This is a genomic window from Streptomyces bathyalis (genome assembly GCF_015910445.1).
Lineage (GTDB): Bacteria > Actinomycetota > Actinomycetes > Streptomycetales > Streptomycetaceae > Streptomyces > Streptomyces bathyalis.
On record NZ_CP048882.1, the window covers coordinates 3,223,622 to 3,238,193 of the forward strand.

The 14,572-nt window shown below is 70.7% G+C and carries 13 protein-coding genes and 1 pseudogene; 3 read left to right on the forward strand and 11 right to left on the reverse strand.

Annotated features, from left to right (window positions below; genetic code table 11):
* Positions 1-466 precede the first annotated feature (466 nt).
* Positions 467-919 carry an ATP-binding protein gene (locus G4Z16_RS13965; protein WP_197351097.1) on the reverse strand — a complete coding sequence of 151 codons (453 nt, stop codon included), beginning with the start codon at positions 917-919 and terminating at the stop codon, positions 467-469.
* Between the two features lie 103 nt (positions 920-1,022).
* Positions 1,023-1,364: an anti-sigma factor antagonist BldG gene (gene bldG / locus G4Z16_RS13970; RefSeq protein ID WP_019547857.1), complete on the reverse strand. Its 342-nt coding sequence runs from the start codon at positions 1,362-1,364 to the stop codon at positions 1,023-1,025.
* A 220-nt stretch (positions 1,365-1,584) separates the two neighbouring features.
* Here bldG and G4Z16_RS13975 point away from each other — a divergent pair, with 220 nt between their 5' ends.
* Entirely contained in the window at positions 1,585-4,074 is a 2,490-nt protein-coding gene (locus G4Z16_RS13975) for a DEAD/DEAH box helicase (protein WP_246530840.1), read from the forward strand.
* A gap of 96 nt (positions 4,075-4,170) precedes the next feature.
* Here G4Z16_RS13975 and G4Z16_RS13980 read toward each other — a convergent pair.
* The 7 genes and pseudogenes from G4Z16_RS13980 to ssd all read right to left on the reverse strand — a co-directional run.
* Positions 4,171-4,530 (reverse strand): annotated as a pseudogene (locus G4Z16_RS13980) (Rv3654c family TadE-like protein); the annotation flags it as partial.
* Positions 4,469-4,834 carry a TadE family type IV pilus minor pilin gene (locus G4Z16_RS13985; RefSeq protein ID WP_197351098.1) on the reverse strand — a complete coding sequence of 122 codons (366 nt, stop codon included), beginning with the start codon at positions 4,832-4,834 and terminating at the stop codon, positions 4,469-4,471. The gene G4Z16_RS13985 and the pseudogene G4Z16_RS13980, both read right to left, overlap by 62 nt.
* Positions 4,821-4,997 carry a DUF4244 domain-containing protein gene (locus tag G4Z16_RS13990; protein ID WP_246531292.1) on the reverse strand — a complete coding sequence of 59 codons (177 nt, stop codon included), beginning with the start codon at positions 4,995-4,997 and terminating at the stop codon, positions 4,821-4,823. The genes G4Z16_RS13985 and G4Z16_RS13990 overlap by 14 nt, the downstream gene beginning before the upstream one ends.
* Positions 4,998-5,186: 189 nt before the next feature.
* Positions 5,187-6,014, reverse strand: a complete 828-nt coding sequence (locus G4Z16_RS32505; RefSeq protein WP_246530841.1) for a type II secretion system F family protein — start codon at positions 6,012-6,014, stop codon at positions 5,187-5,189.
* Positions 6,011-6,889 (reverse strand): type II secretion system F family protein, encoded by an 879-nt coding sequence (locus G4Z16_RS14000; RefSeq protein ID WP_197354550.1) that lies wholly within the window; start codon positions 6,887-6,889, stop codon positions 6,011-6,013. Before G4Z16_RS14000 ends, G4Z16_RS32505 begins: the two co-directional genes overlap by 4 nt.
* A 56-nt stretch (positions 6,890-6,945) precedes the next feature.
* Entirely contained in the window at positions 6,946-8,301 is a 1,356-nt protein-coding gene (locus tag G4Z16_RS14005) for a TadA family conjugal transfer-associated ATPase (RefSeq protein ID WP_197351100.1), read from the reverse strand.
* Complete coding sequence (gene ssd / locus G4Z16_RS14010; RefSeq protein ID WP_197351101.1) at positions 8,298-9,452, reverse strand: septum site-determining protein Ssd; 1,155 nt, start codon at positions 9,450-9,452, stop codon at positions 8,298-8,300. Before ssd ends, G4Z16_RS14005 begins: the two co-directional genes overlap by 4 nt.
* 451 nt (positions 9,453-9,903) lie before the next feature.
* On the opposite strand from ssd, the gene G4Z16_RS14015 reads away from it, so the two are divergent.
* Entirely contained in the window at positions 9,904-10,746 is an 843-nt protein-coding gene (locus G4Z16_RS14015) for an HAD family hydrolase (protein ID WP_197354552.1), read from the forward strand.
* A 411-nt stretch (positions 10,747-11,157) separates the two neighbouring features.
* On the opposite strand, the gene G4Z16_RS14020 is transcribed toward G4Z16_RS14015, so the two are convergent.
* Positions 11,158-11,979, reverse strand: a complete 822-nt coding sequence (locus tag G4Z16_RS14020) for a Fic family protein (protein ID WP_197351102.1) — start codon at positions 11,977-11,979, stop codon at positions 11,158-11,160.
* A 108-nt stretch (positions 11,980-12,087) separates the two neighbouring features.
* On the opposite strand from G4Z16_RS14020, the gene G4Z16_RS14025 reads away from it, so the two are divergent.
* On the forward strand, positions 12,088-13,071 hold the full coding sequence (locus G4Z16_RS14025) for an ATP-binding protein (RefSeq protein WP_197351103.1): 984 nt from the start codon (positions 12,088-12,090) through the stop codon (positions 13,069-13,071).
* An 86-nt stretch (positions 13,072-13,157) separates the two neighbouring features.
* Here G4Z16_RS14025 and G4Z16_RS14030 read toward each other — a convergent pair whose 3' ends face one another.
* The gene (locus G4Z16_RS14030) at positions 13,158-14,351 is read right to left on the reverse strand and encodes a polysaccharide deacetylase family protein (RefSeq protein ID WP_197351104.1); all 1,194 of its coding nucleotides are present in this window, start codon (positions 14,349-14,351) and stop codon (positions 13,158-13,160) included.
* Between the last annotated feature and the right edge of the window lie 221 nt (positions 14,352-14,572).

The following is a 14,572-nucleotide window of genomic DNA, read 5'->3' on the forward strand; positions in this document are numbered from 1 at the left end:
CACATCAAAACAGTTCAGGGATTCCCTCTTCACCCCGGGTCGGCGACCCCGGCGGATACCGCTCAGCGCTGGGTCAGATGTGACGCATGTGGCCTGTGCGGTGATCTGAGAGTGCTTGATGAAGATCCCGCAACATCTTGCTACCGCTTCGGCAGTGAGCCTCGGTCGAGCAGCGAAATGCCTGGTCACCGCGTTGGCTGGGGGTTTGTGAGCCGGGTGGTGGGAAGATCCCGAACTCCCCCTCCCTGACTGCTGCTGGGGAGTCGTTCCGCCGCCGCGATTCGGACGCTGTGCCGGGGGTTCCTGGGATTTCGGCCACCCGCTCAGGCCGCCGGTCGGTGGCGGGTTGGTGGCCGGGGCGGTGGTCCCTCAGCCGGCCTTCGAGTGGCCCATCCGTCAGGGGCGGCGGGGTCGCTCTTCGATCCGTGCCGTGAGCGGGGGTGCGGAGACCGTTGGCTGCGGCGTGTCAGGGGAGCACCGGCTCCGGCGCCACCGGCCAACTCATGCGGATCAACCCGCCGTTCCCGTCCGCGGTCACCTCGACGTCGTCGACGAGACCGCTGATCACCGCGAGGCCCATCTCGCCCTCGGCCTCCTCGTCGTCGGCCGGGCCCGCGGACGCCGGGGTGGAGGCGTCGGAGCCGGCTTTGCCGTGTGCGGCGCCTGCTGTCGAGGTCCCGTCACCGACCTCGATGGAGAACTTCTTCTCGTCCTCGATGAGCGCCACGCGCACAGGGCTTTCGACACCGTGGAGCACATGCAGCCCGACCGCGCGCGAACATGCCTCGCCGACCGCGAGCCGGACCTCGTCGAGCACAGCCTCGTCGACCCCCGCACGCCGCGCGACCGCGGCAGCCACCAGCCTCGCCGTACGTACATGCTCCGGCAGCGCGCTGAATCGGAGTTCCACGATGGCCATGCCATCCCCCTCGAACTTTCCTTGAACACATTCCCGGGCACCGGGCTCCAAGAGCCCGGCACCTCCAACGTCGTTCCGGTATCCGGTCCGCGTCCTGCGGACGTCAGTCGGTCGCCGCGACGGCCTCGTCCACGGATCCGTGGATCGGGAACACCTTGGTCAGACCGGTGATACGGAAGATCTTGAGAATGCGCTCCTGGTTGCACACCAGGCGCAGCGAGCCTTCGTGAGCACGCACCCGCTTGAGCCCGCCGACGAGCACACCCAGCCCGGTGGAGTCCAGGAAGTCGACGCCTTCCATGTCCACGACGAGGTGGTAGCTCCCGTCGTTCACAAGCTCGACCAGCTGCTCGCGCAGCTTGGGCGCGGTGTATACATCAATCTCGCCACCGACCTCGACGATCGTCCGATCGCCTACGGTCCGGGTCGACAGGGACAGGTCCACGGATCCTCCAGCACCTTGCTATCGAGTCGTCCACCAACTGAGACATCCCGGCCGAGGAAAGGCCGGGACAGCAGGCGGATCGGCAGCCGCAGAAGCATTCAATCACTTACCGGCCTGCACGCACGACGCCTTGCTGTCTTTGTGCGTCGTGCAGGTGACACCGCCGGAGTCCACGGCCGGCCGACCCCAGCCGGCCGGCACGAGCGTACGCTCACCTGCTGTGCCCTCCCGCAACGTCCCGGAAAGCGATCCCCGCACGGTGCTCGCCCGACTCACCGCCGGGGACGGCCGGGCTGCGCGTATCACCCATACGGAGCACTTGCCCCCGCGAACAGGCCGCCATGCCGCCTGGCCCGAGCAGATCCGGCCCGAAGTGGCCGCCGCCGTAAGGGAGTCGGGCATCGAGCGGCTCTGGGAACACCAGGCGCGGGCCGCCCGGCACGCTCTGCGCGGGGAGTCAGTGATCATTGCCACAGGCACCGCCTCGGGCAAGTCGCTCTCGTATCTCATGCCTGTGCTCAGCTCTCTCCTCGACGGCGCGGAAAGCGGCGCGGGCGGCTCCGCCGGACATACGGATGACGTGGGCGAGGGTGCGGGGGCCGGGGGCGGCTCGCGGGACGGGGCGGCGCCCGACTGCGGAGCCGGGCTGGAGGGCGAAGCGCGGGCCCGGGGCAGGACCGGGCAGCGGCGGGGCGGGACGGGCAGCCGCGGAAGTACCGCGCTGTATCTGGCCCCGACCAAGGCACTCGCCGCCGACCAGCGCCGCGCCGTCACCGAACTGGCCGCGCCGCTCGGCACGGCCGTACGCGCCGCCGTCTTCGACGGGGACACACCCGTCGAAGAGCGCGAGTGGGTGCGGGTCTTCGCCAACTACGTGCTCACCAACCCGGACATGCTGCACCGGGGCATACTCCCGGTCCACGCCCGTTGGGCCTCCTTCCTGCGCTCGCTGCGCTATGTCGTCATCGACGAATGCCACACCTACCGCGGGGTGTTCGGCTCCCACATCGCCCAGGTTCTGCGTCGGCTGCGCCGGGTCTGTGCCCGCTACGGATCCGATCCCGTGTTCCTCCTCGCTTCCGCGACGGCCGCCGACCCGGGCGAAGCGGCGACCCGCCTGACCGGGGTGCCCGTGACGGAAGTGACCGAAGACACCTCCCCGCGGGGCGAGTTGGTCTTCGCCCTGTGGGAGCCGCCTCTCACCGAGATGGAAGGCGAGCGCGGCGCCCCGGTGCGACGCACCGCGACGGCCGAGTCCGCGGAACTCCTCACGGATCTTGCCGTTCAGGGCGTGCGCACTGTGGCCTTCGTCCGCTCGCGGCGGGGAGCGGAACTCATCTCGCTCATCGCTCAGGACCGCCTCGCCTCCGTGGACCGCTCGCTGAGCGACCGGGTCGCGGCGTACCGGGGCGGATATCTCCCCGAGGAACGCCGCGCCCTCGAACGCAGCCTGCACAAGGGCGAACTCCTCGGCCTCGCCGCCACGAACGCCCTGGAACTGGGCGTCGACGTGTCCGGTCTGGACGCAGTCTTGATCACCGGCTATCCCGGGACCCGGGCATCCGTGTGGCAGCAGGCCGGCCGAGCGGGCCGGACGGGAGAGGGAGCCCTCGCTGTCCTGGTCGCCCGCGACGACCCGCTCGACACCTATCTCGTGCACCACCCCGATTCGCTCTTCCGGACACCCGTCGAATCGACCGTCCTCGACCCGGACAACCCCTACGTCCTGGCTCCCCATCTCTGCGCGGCAGCCTCGGAGATCCCCCTCACCGAGGCCGACGCCGAACTCTTCGGGCCCGGCTTCTCCGAACTCGTGAGCCAGCTCGAGGAGCGCAAGCTCCTCCGCCGGCGTGGAGGCTCCTGGTACTGGACGCTCAAGGAGCGCGCCTGCGACCTCGCCGACATCCGCGGCTCGGGGGGCACGCCCGTGCAGGTGGTCGAGGACGGCACCGGAAGGCTTCTGGGCACCGTGGACGCGGGCGCGGCCCACGCCACCGTCCACGAGGGAGCCGTGCACCTGCATCAGGGGCGCACCTATGTTGTCCGGCAGCTGGATCTCGAGGACTCCGCGGCCCTCGTGGAGGAGGCTTCGCCTCCCTGGACGACGATGGCCAGGGACACCACCTCCGTCGCCGTGCTGGAGACGGACGAGGAAGTCCCCTGGGGCGAGGCCCGGTTGTGCTACGGGACGGTGGAGGTGACCAATCAGGTCGTCTCCTATCTGCGCCGCCGCATCATCACGGGCGAGGTCATGGGAGAGACCAAACTCGACCTTCCCCCGCGCACTCTTCGCACCCGGGCCGTCTGGTGGACGCTCACCGAGGACCAGTTGGACAGGGCCAGGATCAATCCGTCGGTGCTCCCGGGCGCACTGCACGCCGCCGAGCACGCAGCCATCGGTCTGCTGCCTCTCTTCGCGACGTGCGACCGCTGGGACATCGGCGGGGTCTCCATCGCGCTGCACCCGGACACCCTGCTGCCCACCGTCTTCGTCTACGACGGGCAGCCCGGCGGCGCCGGCTTCGCCGAGCGGGCCTTCCGCACGGCACGCGAGTGGCTCACCGCCACGCGGGACGCCATCGCCGCCTGCGAGTGCGAGGCGGGATGCCCCTCCTGCATCCAGTCGCCCAAGTGCGGCAACGGCAACGACCCCCTGCACAAGCGGGGCGCCGTACGGCTCCTGACGGAACTGCTGACCTCCGCCGCATGAGTCCGGCGGTCGCGGCGCGCGTACGGCGGCGACCGGGGTGCCGACGTCACCGGCCATGGCGAGCCCGTCGAGCACGGCCTCGGACGGCCCGGCGCGGGACCGCACCGTCGGGGCGTAGGGCCCGAACCGCACCCGCGCGGAGACATCCGCGACTTCGCCGTTGACCGCGCACCGTACGAGCTGGGCGTCCTGGGCGCGGGCGACCTCGGCGGCAGCAGCGCAGGCCCTGGCCCGTCCTTCGAGGGCGCGATCTGCCGCAGCCAGGGCCGAAAGGTCGGCGACGCCGCCCGCCCGGTGCCGGGCCGAGACTGCCTGCCCGAGGCCCAGCACCACCGAGACCGCGGCGCATAGCACCACCCCGCTCAGGGCCGCCCACACGGTGGCGGATCCCCGGTCACTGTCCATCAAGGCTGCCCACCCCCGTTCCCTCCTCGGACATGGCCACCGCCTCCGCATCGAGGCGGAGGGCGAGTGGCCCCGGGCCAGCTGTCCGCGCGTGTACGCGGACACGCACCAACGGCCCCTCCCGTGCTGTCCTCACCACAGCCCCGTGGGGTGCGGCCGACAACGCCGCCGATCGCACCGCTGCCCCCGTCTCACCGCGTGCGGCTGCCCGCGCACCCGCCCTGGCACCGTCGACGCACTGGATGTGCGCCGCCGCGGTCATGACGCCCCACAGGAGCATTCCGAAGAGGAGCACGAGTGCGGGAATGACCACCGCGGTCTCGGCCGTCACATAGCCGTCGTCAGAAGCGGGCATGAAGGGCCCGCTCGACCAGCTGCTGCAGCTCGGAGCTGACGGCACCGCTCGTCACGACCTTGTAGAGCACCGCGGCGAAGCCGCACGCGGCGATCGTGCCCACCGCGTACTCCGCTGTGCTCATCCCCGCGTCCGACCTCAACTGGCCACCTCTGTCGCGCATTCGGCGGCGGATGGCGGCTGCGAGCCGTACGGATCCGGTGCGTGCGGTACCTGCGGCCTCACGGAACTTCCTGGACATGGTTCCCCCTGCGGTCGTTGCTTTCTTGTTCTGTTGTCCTCGCTGTGGCGCTGCCGGTCCGCCCCGCTGCTCGATCCGTCGCGCCTCTGCTTCCGCCGACGCACGGATCGCTCACAGCAGCGACCCCGCGAGGCCCATCACGACCGGGGCGACACCGACCGCGAGGAAGGCCGGCAGGAAGCACAGGCCCAGTGGCCCGGTCACGAGAACCGCAGCTCTACGGGCACGGGCCGAGGCCTGGCGCGCCCGACGGGCACGGAGTTCCCCGGTCAGCCGCGTCACTTCGGCCACGGCCGGGGCTCCCGCCGTACCGGCCCGTTCCATGCTGCGGACGAAGCCCTCGCTGCCGGGCAAGGACGCGAAGTGCGCCCACGCCGCCGCCGGTTCGGCTCCGAGCCGCAGCTCGGTGGCCGTGCGGATCAGGCGTATGCCCAGCGGTCCCCCCAGCGAGCGGCCGACCGCGTCGGCGGCCTGCGCAGGTCCCGAACCGGCTGCCAGGCAGGCCGCCATCAACTCCGCTGCCAACGGAAGCTGTTCGGCTGCGGCGCTCGCTTCGGCCGTCTCATCCGCCGCGGCCCCGATGGCCTCCTGACGGCGCATCCAAAACCTCACGCCGTACGCGCCCGCTCCCGCGAGGACCCATCCGGCGACTCCGCCGATGACGACCACCGCGAAGGCCGCGACACCCAGCGCGGCTCCGGCCTCCCGCAGTCCACGGCGGCGGGCTGTCACTGCGGTCCGGGCTCTCTCGCCAAGGAAGCGCCGCAACCTGCCGCGTGGTTCGAGGCCGGGTGCCGCGAGCAGCTCTCGCGTCCGGTGCCGCACGGTGCGGGCACGCCACAGCTCCCGCATAGAAGCGGTCAGGCACGCTCCGCTTCCCAGCAGCACCATCAACGACGTGAGCGTCTCCGTGGGGACGCCGAAGTAGGTCTCGTTCATGACGGCTTCTCTCCGCGCGTTTCGCCTGGCCGTTCCGCCGTCCGTACAAGCCCGGCGACCCAGGCGATGCCCGCCCACTCCAGAAGCCCGCCGACGACGAGACAGATCAGCCCTGCCGTGCTGTGCAGCAGGACCCGAGCGGGGTCAGCACCCATGGCTGTGCCCAGCAGCAGACCGAAGACCGGAAGCAGCGCGAGCACGACGGCCGTGGAACGGGGCCCTGCCAGCAGCGCCTGCAACTCCTCGCGTTGGTCGCGTTCGGCACGCAGCGCCTCGGCGACCTTGTCGAGGCCCGTGGCCAGGCCCGCGCCGCCTTCGACAGCGACCTGCCAGCACGCCGCGACGCCTCGGAGCCCTTCCGCACCGGGACTTCGTGCCGCTTCTCGCAGCGAACCAGGAACGTCGCCGCCGAAGCGCGCTGCCGCCAGCACCGCCGCGCCGCCGTCCCCCAGCTCCCGCAGCGCGATGCCTCCCGCCGACAGCAGGGCCCGGTCGGGCTGCCTGCCCGCCCGCAGTTCGCCCGAGACCGCCGCGCAGAGCTCCATCACGGCGGCGGCCCTTCGCTCGCCGGCCCTGCCTCGCTCACGCTTGCGCAGCAGTCTCCGTACGACGGGCACGGCGACGGTCCCTGCCACGAGTGGAAGCCAGGACTCGCCCAGCAGCCCGAGCACCGCGCCGCCGAGCACGCACCACCACGCCTTGCCGGACGGAGTCCCGAGCCGGCCGCGTAAGAACGCGGCGAATTCACCGAGCCGCAGCGGGCGTCCGGGGCGAGGCTCCGCTGCCCGGCCCGCCCCGGCGAGCATCAGCCTCGCCCGCCGTATGCCATCGTCCCGGCCGGCCATCAGCCAGGCGGCCGCCCCCGCGCACACCATCGCGGCATAGACCGGCGCGGTCTCGACAACCGTCGCTCCGTGCACCACGGCGCCCGTCACCTCAGTCCCTCCTCGTGTGCGATACCGGAACCCACGGGGAAGGCGTGGGAGGGGAGTCGAGGCTCTTGCCATCGCCCGGCTCCCGGGCTCGCGAGGCGTCTGCCACCTCGCTCGCACATCTCCCACAAGCGGCCGGCGCCGCGCTCTTCCAGGAATCCGCTCGCGTCCCACACCAGTGCCGGGACCGTCGAGACCAGGCCCTCCCTGTCCCGTGACAGCACATGGATCTCCGCGATGCGCCGGTTGCCCGACGAGTCGCGGTCCAGGTGCACCAGTACGTCGAGGGCAGCGGCGAGCTGACTGTGCAGAGCGATCCTGTCCAGGCCCGCCGTCGTACCGAGAGCCTCCAGACGGGCAGGGACGTCGCCCGCGGCATTCGCGTGCACGGTCCCGCAGCCGCCCTCGTGCCCCGTGTTCAACGCGGCCAGCAGATCGGTCACTTCGGCTCCACGCACCTCACCGACGACCAGCCTGTCCGGCCGCATGCGCAGCGCCTGGCGCACCAGATCGTCCAGCGCGACCCGGCCCGCGCCCTCCTGGTTCGGCGGCCGTGCCTCCAGGCGCACGACGTGGGGATGGTCGGGGCGGAGCTCCGCCGAGTCCTCGGCGAGCACGATTCGCTCATCGGGACCCACGAGCCCCAGCAGTGAACTGAGCAGCGTGGTCTTGCCCGAGCCCGTGCCGCCGCTGATCAGGAACGAGAGCCTCGCCTCCAGCACGGCCCGCAGGACCCTCTCTCCGCCCGGCGGCACTGTCCCCGCCGACACCAACTCCCCCAGGCTGAAGGCCTTGTGGCGTACGACCCGCAGCGAGAGGCACGTCGATCCGACCGCAACAGGCGGAAGCACCGCATGCAGCCGCGTGCCGTCCGGAAGGCGGGCGTCCACCCACGGCCTCGCGTCGTCCAGGCGGCGCCCGGCGGACGTGGCGAGCCTCTGGGCCAGCCGCCGCACTGATGCCGCGTCGGGAAAGCGCACATCGGTGCGTTCCAGACCCCTGCCCCGGTCGACCCATACCTCGTCGGGGCTGGTGACCAGCACATCCGTGACGTCCGGCTCAGCCAGCAGCGGCTCCAGCGGGCCCGTGCCCACCATCTCCGAGCGCAGGGCCTCCACGACGCCCAGCACCGCGCTGTCCCCCAGCAGCCGTCCGTGCGCGCGCAGTGCCGCGGCCACCCGTGCCGGCGTGGGTTCCGCCCCCGTCTCGGCGAGCCGTCGCCGCACCACGTCGAGCAGCGCAGGCTCCCCTGCCCGGGACGTGGCCGCGTCGGCCGCCGCGGAACGTACGGCCGTCCCGGATGGTTCGCGAGCACCCTGCACGCTCGTCCCCACCTGCCCCCGCCTCGCGCTCATACGGAGACACCCCCACCGCTCACGCCGCCGCTCAACGCCTGCGCCCAGAACTCCCGGCAGAAGCGGGCGAGCACCCCGCTCGTACGCGCCCCGGGCGGCACGCCCCGCTCCGCGGCCTCCAACAGCCCCGGTTCCCAGGGCAGTTCGCCCGCGAGCGGGAGGCGCAGAAGCCTGGCGACCTCGCTGTCGTCGAGCCCCGGACCGTAGCCGCGCGGGCCACCGGGGCCGCCGGGCGTGCGCACGACCGCCCTCAGGTCACGCAGCACCATCTGCGTACGCGAGGCGACACGGTGGGCGGCTGCCACGGCACGCAACTCCGCCGGGACCAGCAGCAGTCCGAGATCCGTCTGCGCCAGGGCCTCCGCCACCGTCTCGTCCACACGGCGGGGCAGGTCGACGACGACCACGCCACCGCGCCGCCTCGCGGCGGAGAGCACGGACTTCATCGCGTCCGCGGGGATCAGCACGGAGTCCCCCCGGTCCCAGCTGAGCACGCTCAAGTCGTGCAGCCTCGGCAGCGATTCCTCGAGCGCGCCGCCGCCGACCCGCCCCCGGGACTCCGCGAACGCCGGCCATCGAAGTCCCTCCGTCCGTTCCCCGCCGAGCAGTACGTCGAGACCGCCGCCGAGGGCGTCGCCGTCGACGAGCATCGTGCGCTGCCCCTCCCGCGCGGCCGTGACGGCCAGGGCGCAGGCGAGCGTCGACGCACCTGCGCCGCCGCGTCCGCCGAGGACCCCGACCGTCAGCGCGGGCCTGCCCACGCACTCGGACGCGTCCGCGATACGGCCCGTCAGCCAGCTCTCGGCGTCGGGCAGCATGACCACGCCCTCGGCTCCGATGCGGGCGCCGCGTTCCCACACGCCCGGGTCGTCCATGTCCTTGCCGACGAGGAGCACTCCTGGCCTGCGCAGGATTCCGGAAGGCTCTCCTCCGGCGGCTGCGCCGAGCCCCCGAGCGCCCGCGCAGTCGTCGCCGACGAGGACCAGAGGGGCCTTCTCCCAAGCCTTCGCGCCGCCCCACTCCGCCCATCCCATCCGGTCATGCGGAGCTCCGTGCACAACTTCCGCTTCTGCCCCGGCAGCTGCACACAGCCTCAGGAGATCGTCAAGGAGTTCTTCGTCCTCAGTGACAATCAGAATGGTTTCGGCCACCTTCCGGACCCCCTTCGCAGTTCACTGGCTCACTCCCGCAAACACCTGCGGGCCCTGTCCGGAATCACTGTGCGGTGAACGCGAAAAGCTTGGTGATCATGGTCCAAAACTGTGGACATGCCGGGAGTTGTGAATAACTCCGTCACCCATCCTGGCGACTCCCACTGAGGAGCTCGATGGTTACACTGAGTTACGAAACCGAGGGTCCGGCGAGCGGGCTCGTGAAGATCGCCAAGTGGCGGGAGAACGATCAATGAAAGGCGAAAAGGGCCTTGGACATGCGACGACCCCCGCCGGGGGGGAGAGCGGGGGTCGTCCCCAGGGCCGACTCGGGGGGGAGGAGTCGGGCCGGGTTAGCACGGTCGCGAACGATCCGTGACTTCCATGGTGTACCCGAGGGCCTTCTCAGGCAAACCCACGCGCCCCACCTTACGCCGAATGGTTGGCGCCTATGCTCGGCTTCGTGGAAAACCTAGCGATGCGCCGCACAGCCGCGTTCTTCGATCTGGACAAGACGGTCATTGCGAAGTCGAGCACGCTCGCCTTCGGCAGATCCTTCTACCAAGGTGGCCTGATCAATCGCCGTGCCGTACTCCGCACCGCATATGCCCAGTTCGTATATCTCCTCGGAGGCGCCGACCACGACCAGATGGAGCGGATGCGGGAGTATCTCTCCGCGCTGTGCCGTGGCTGGAACGTCGAGCAGGTGAAGGAGATCGTCGCCGAGACGATCCACGACCTCATCGACCCGATCATCTACGACGAGGCCGCCTCCCTCATCGAGGAGCATCACCTCGCGGGGCGGGACGTCGTCATCGTCTCGACCTCGGGCGCCGAAGTCGTCGAGCCGATCGGGGAGTTGATCGGCGCGGACCGCGTGGTGGCGACCCGGATGGTCGTCGAGGACGGCTGCTACTCGGGCGAGATCGAGTACTACGCCTACGGCCCTGCCAAGGCGGAGGCGATCGCGTCGCTCGCGGAGTCCGAGGGGTACGACCTGAGCCGGTGCTACGCGTACAGCGACTCGATCACCGACATCCCCATGCTGGAAGCCGTCGGCAATCCCTACGCGGTCAATCCCGACCGCGCACTGCGCAAGGAGGCCGCCGGGCGTGACTGGCCGGTCCTGACCTTCTCGCGTCCGGTCCGTCTCAAGGAGCGCGTCCCGACCCTCTCCATGCCGTCGCGCCCGGCGCTGGCCATCGCCGCGGCGGCGGTGGGAGCGGCAGTCGCCACGGCCGGACTGGTCTGGTACACGAGCCAGCGCAGGAGCGCCCGGTTCGAGCAGCTTTAGGGGCAAAGGTAAAGTTCGGAAGCCAGGGGTTCCACATCATCGCAGCGCGCAGTACAAAGGAATTGACGGCCCGCGAGACCAGCGGCGACAGAGAGTTCGCCGGTACGCACAAGGCCCCACGGACCGCCTTGCACGAATATTGGGCACCCACGCGACGCTGAGCCCACGTATCGGGCGGACCCGCCAGGAAACGGGCGAAGCACCCGGCCTGACGGGAAGGATGAGAGCACGCACTGGTAACCCGGTATCCGTGCCAGCGGCGGCACCGTCCAGGACGGTGCCGCCGCAACTCTGTTTCTGTGGCGCCCAAGGCTTTGCCGACCCGGTACGTGAGCCCTCTGACCTGCTTCCCTACGTCTGCGCTGCCGTCGCCCGCCGCGATGGGCCGGTCTGCCGCGCCGGAAGCGCGCGCTACGCGGCCCCGCGCTGCAGCGCCTCGCACACCGCGGTCGTCTCGCGCACGCCGAGTTCGAGGGCCTTTCCGCAGTGCCCGATCCAGTCGGCCATGCCCTCGGGCGTCCCGGAGGCGTAGCCGGCCAGCGCGCGCTCGTAGGTCTCACGGCCCAGCTCGGCCTGGCCGACCTCGGCCGGGCAGATCGACTTGGGGTCCAGCCCGCTCCCGACCAGGACGATGCGCTCGGCCGCGCGCGCCACCGGCCCGTTGAAGGAGACGAACGGCCGCAGTGTGGCCAGTTCCCCGTGCACGACCGCGGCGAGCACAAGCGCCGGCGCCTCGCTGCCGTCCACGACGATCCGCGCGAGCGCGTCCAGTCGGGCCGCCACCTCGTCCGCGTCCGGCGGCTCCTTCCCGAGCGCGGGTCCGCTCACCGGCTCACCCGCGAGGCGCGGCCGGCCGACCGCCCCGTCGTCCCCGGTGCCTCCCGCCGCGACGAGATGCAGCCGCGCCAGCACCCTCAGGGGCGACTGCCCCCACACGTCGAGCAGTTGCCCCGCCTCGGCGGTCGTGCGGAGCGCCGCCCCGACCGTGCGGGGTTCGCCCTCGCCGCCGAAGTCGGTGCGCCGGCGCAGTTCCTCCAGGGGCCAGTCGGCACCCTCGAGCGCGGCAGAGGCCCGGGCCCCGCGCAGCGCCGCCTCCGCGCTCACCTCGCTGCTGCGGCGGCGCATCACGCGGTGCCCATAGATCCTGTCCACGGACTTCCGTACGGAGTCGACGGCGTCCGCGACGCCGGGCAACGCCCCCAGCGGAGCCAGGGGATCAGCGGAGCTACTCATGCGTATGACCCTACGCGCAGGCCGCGCCGCAACTCGCGTCGCACGAACGAGTGGTCCTTCTCACCCCGCCCCCGTGGTCCGCGGGCCGGTCCCCCTACGCTCTCGTACATGAAAATCGCTTTCGTCGGCAAGGGCGGCAGTGGCAAGACGACACTGTCCTCACTGTTCATCCGTCAGCTGGCCGCCGCGCACGTCCCGGTGGTCGCTGTCGATGCGGACATCAACCAGCACCTCGGCGCCGCGCTGGGGATGGACGAGGCCGAAGCGGCCGCGCTCCCCTCGATGGGCGCGCAGCTCCCGCTCATCAAGGAGTGGCTGCGCGGCTCGAATCCGCGTATCGCCTCGTCCGAGACGATGATCAAGACGACGCCGCCGGGCCGCGGCTCCCGCCTCCTGCGGATCACCGAGGACAATCCCGTCTACGACGCGTGCGCACGCACCCTCGCCCTCGAGGGCGGCACGGTGCGGCTGCTGGCCACGGGGCCGTTCACCGAGGCCGATCTGGGTGTCGCCTGCTACCACTCCAAGACCGGGGCGGTCGAGCTCTTCCTCAACCATCTCGTCGACGGGCGCGATGAGTTCACGGTCGTCGACATGACCGCGGGCAGCGACTCCTTCGCGTCCGGCATGTTCACGCGCTTCGACATGACCTTCCTCGTCGCCGAGCCCACCCGGAAGGGAGTCTCCGTCTACCGCCAGTACAAGGAGTACGCGCGGGACTTCGGCATCCAGCTGCGCGTCGTGGGCAACAAGGTGCACGGCCAGGACGACCTGGACTTCCTGCGCGAGGAGGCCGGCGACGACCTGCTGGTCTCCTTCGGGCACTCCGACTGGGTGCGCGCCATGGAGAAGGGCCGGCCGCGTTCGCTGGCCGACCTGGAGCCGTCCAACCGCCGGGCGCTGGGGGAACTCCAGGAAGCCGCGGACGGTGCGTACGACAAGCGCGACCGGCAGCGCTACACACGGCAGATGATCCACTTCCATCTGCGCAACGCCGAGAGCTGGGGCAACGAGAAGACGGGGGCCGACCTGGCCGCCCAGGTGGACCCCGACTTCGTGCTGGGCGAGCAGCCGGTGGCCCAGCCCGTCTGAGGGACTGCTCCCGAACGGGCAGGCCGCGGACGGAGGTTGAGGAACCACCGTCCACGGCCGTGCCCGCCGCGCGGGGCCTACTCCCGTCAGTCGGAGAGCAGCTTCGTGGTCCGCTTGTGCTTCTTGAGGTACGAGTCCCAGCCGGCCTTGGGCCGCTCGCCGACGCCCAGTTCGCGGAGCTTGGCCAGCACCTTGGGGTCCTGCTTGTCGAGCCAGTTGACGAGCTGCCTGAACGAGACGCACCGCACCTCGCGCTTCTGGCAGACCGACTTCATGACGTCCTCGACAGCGTCCATGTAGACGCCGCCGTTCCAGTTCTCGAAGTGGTTGCCGATGACCATCGGTGCGCGGTTGCCCTTGTAGGCGCGCTCGAAGCCCTTCATCAGGCCGTCACGCATCTGACGGCCGTAGGCCGCGTGCTTCTCGGACGGGCCCCGGACGGTTCCCGACTGGTTCGCCAGGAAGTTGTAGTCCATGGAGAGGGTCTGGAACTTGCGCCCGGGCATGGGGACTTCCTGAAGCGGTACGTCCCAGAGGCCGCCCTTCTTGCCGGGCCAGACCTGGGTGCCGTTGCCGCTGGAGTCGTAGCGGAACCCCATCTGCCGGGCCGCCCGGAGGAGGTTCTCCTGGCCCTGGAGGCAGGGGGTGCGTCCGCCTATGAGTTCCCTGTCGTAGTCGAAGGGAAGAGGATCCTCGCCCTTGAAGCCGGTGGTCGTCTTCCAGTTCTTCACGAACCACTTGGCCTGGCGTATCTCGCTCTTCCACTGGTCCTCGGACCAGCTGCCGACACCCGCGGGGCCGCAGAAGTGGCCGTTGAAGTGGGTGCCTATCTCGTTCCCCTGGAGCCATGCCTTGCGTACCTCGCGAAGGGTGGCCCGTATGTTCTCGTCCTTGAGGTAGCCGATGTCGGAGGCTCCGACAGAGTGGCCGGGGGGCGAGTAGCGGCGGGACTTGGCCTCGGGGAGGGCGTATATGCCGCTGAGGAAGAACGACTGCGATGCGCCGTAGCGCTTGCCCGCCTTGCGGAAACGGGAGAAGAGCTTCTTGCCGTCCTCGCCCGCTCCGTCCCAGGAGAAGACCACGAACTGCGGCGGCTTCTTGCCCTTGCGGAGCTTCCTGGGGACCGGCTGGTTCGGCTGCCGGCCGGTTATGGAGGTCGAACCGTCCCCGATGACGCGGGCCTGCTGCTCGGGCTTCTCCTCGGGGGCCGAGCGGCCTTGGCCCTCCGGGCTGCGTGTGGTGTCACCGGCACAGCCGCTCATCACTGCAGTGAGCGCCATTCCCGCCGATATACCCACGAGCCACCGTCGAGTGGCTGTCATCGGATCACCTCACCCATGTCGATGTCGCTCCGTAACGGATCAACTCCGGTACGTGACTCAAAGCTCGCATCTCGGACAGAGCGGGCAACTCGGGTGGGGCCTTGGGGTGATTTCTTCACTCGTCGGGCGCATAGTGAGTGGCACTCACCGAAGCAGCGGCACCCGGTCTTCACGCGCGG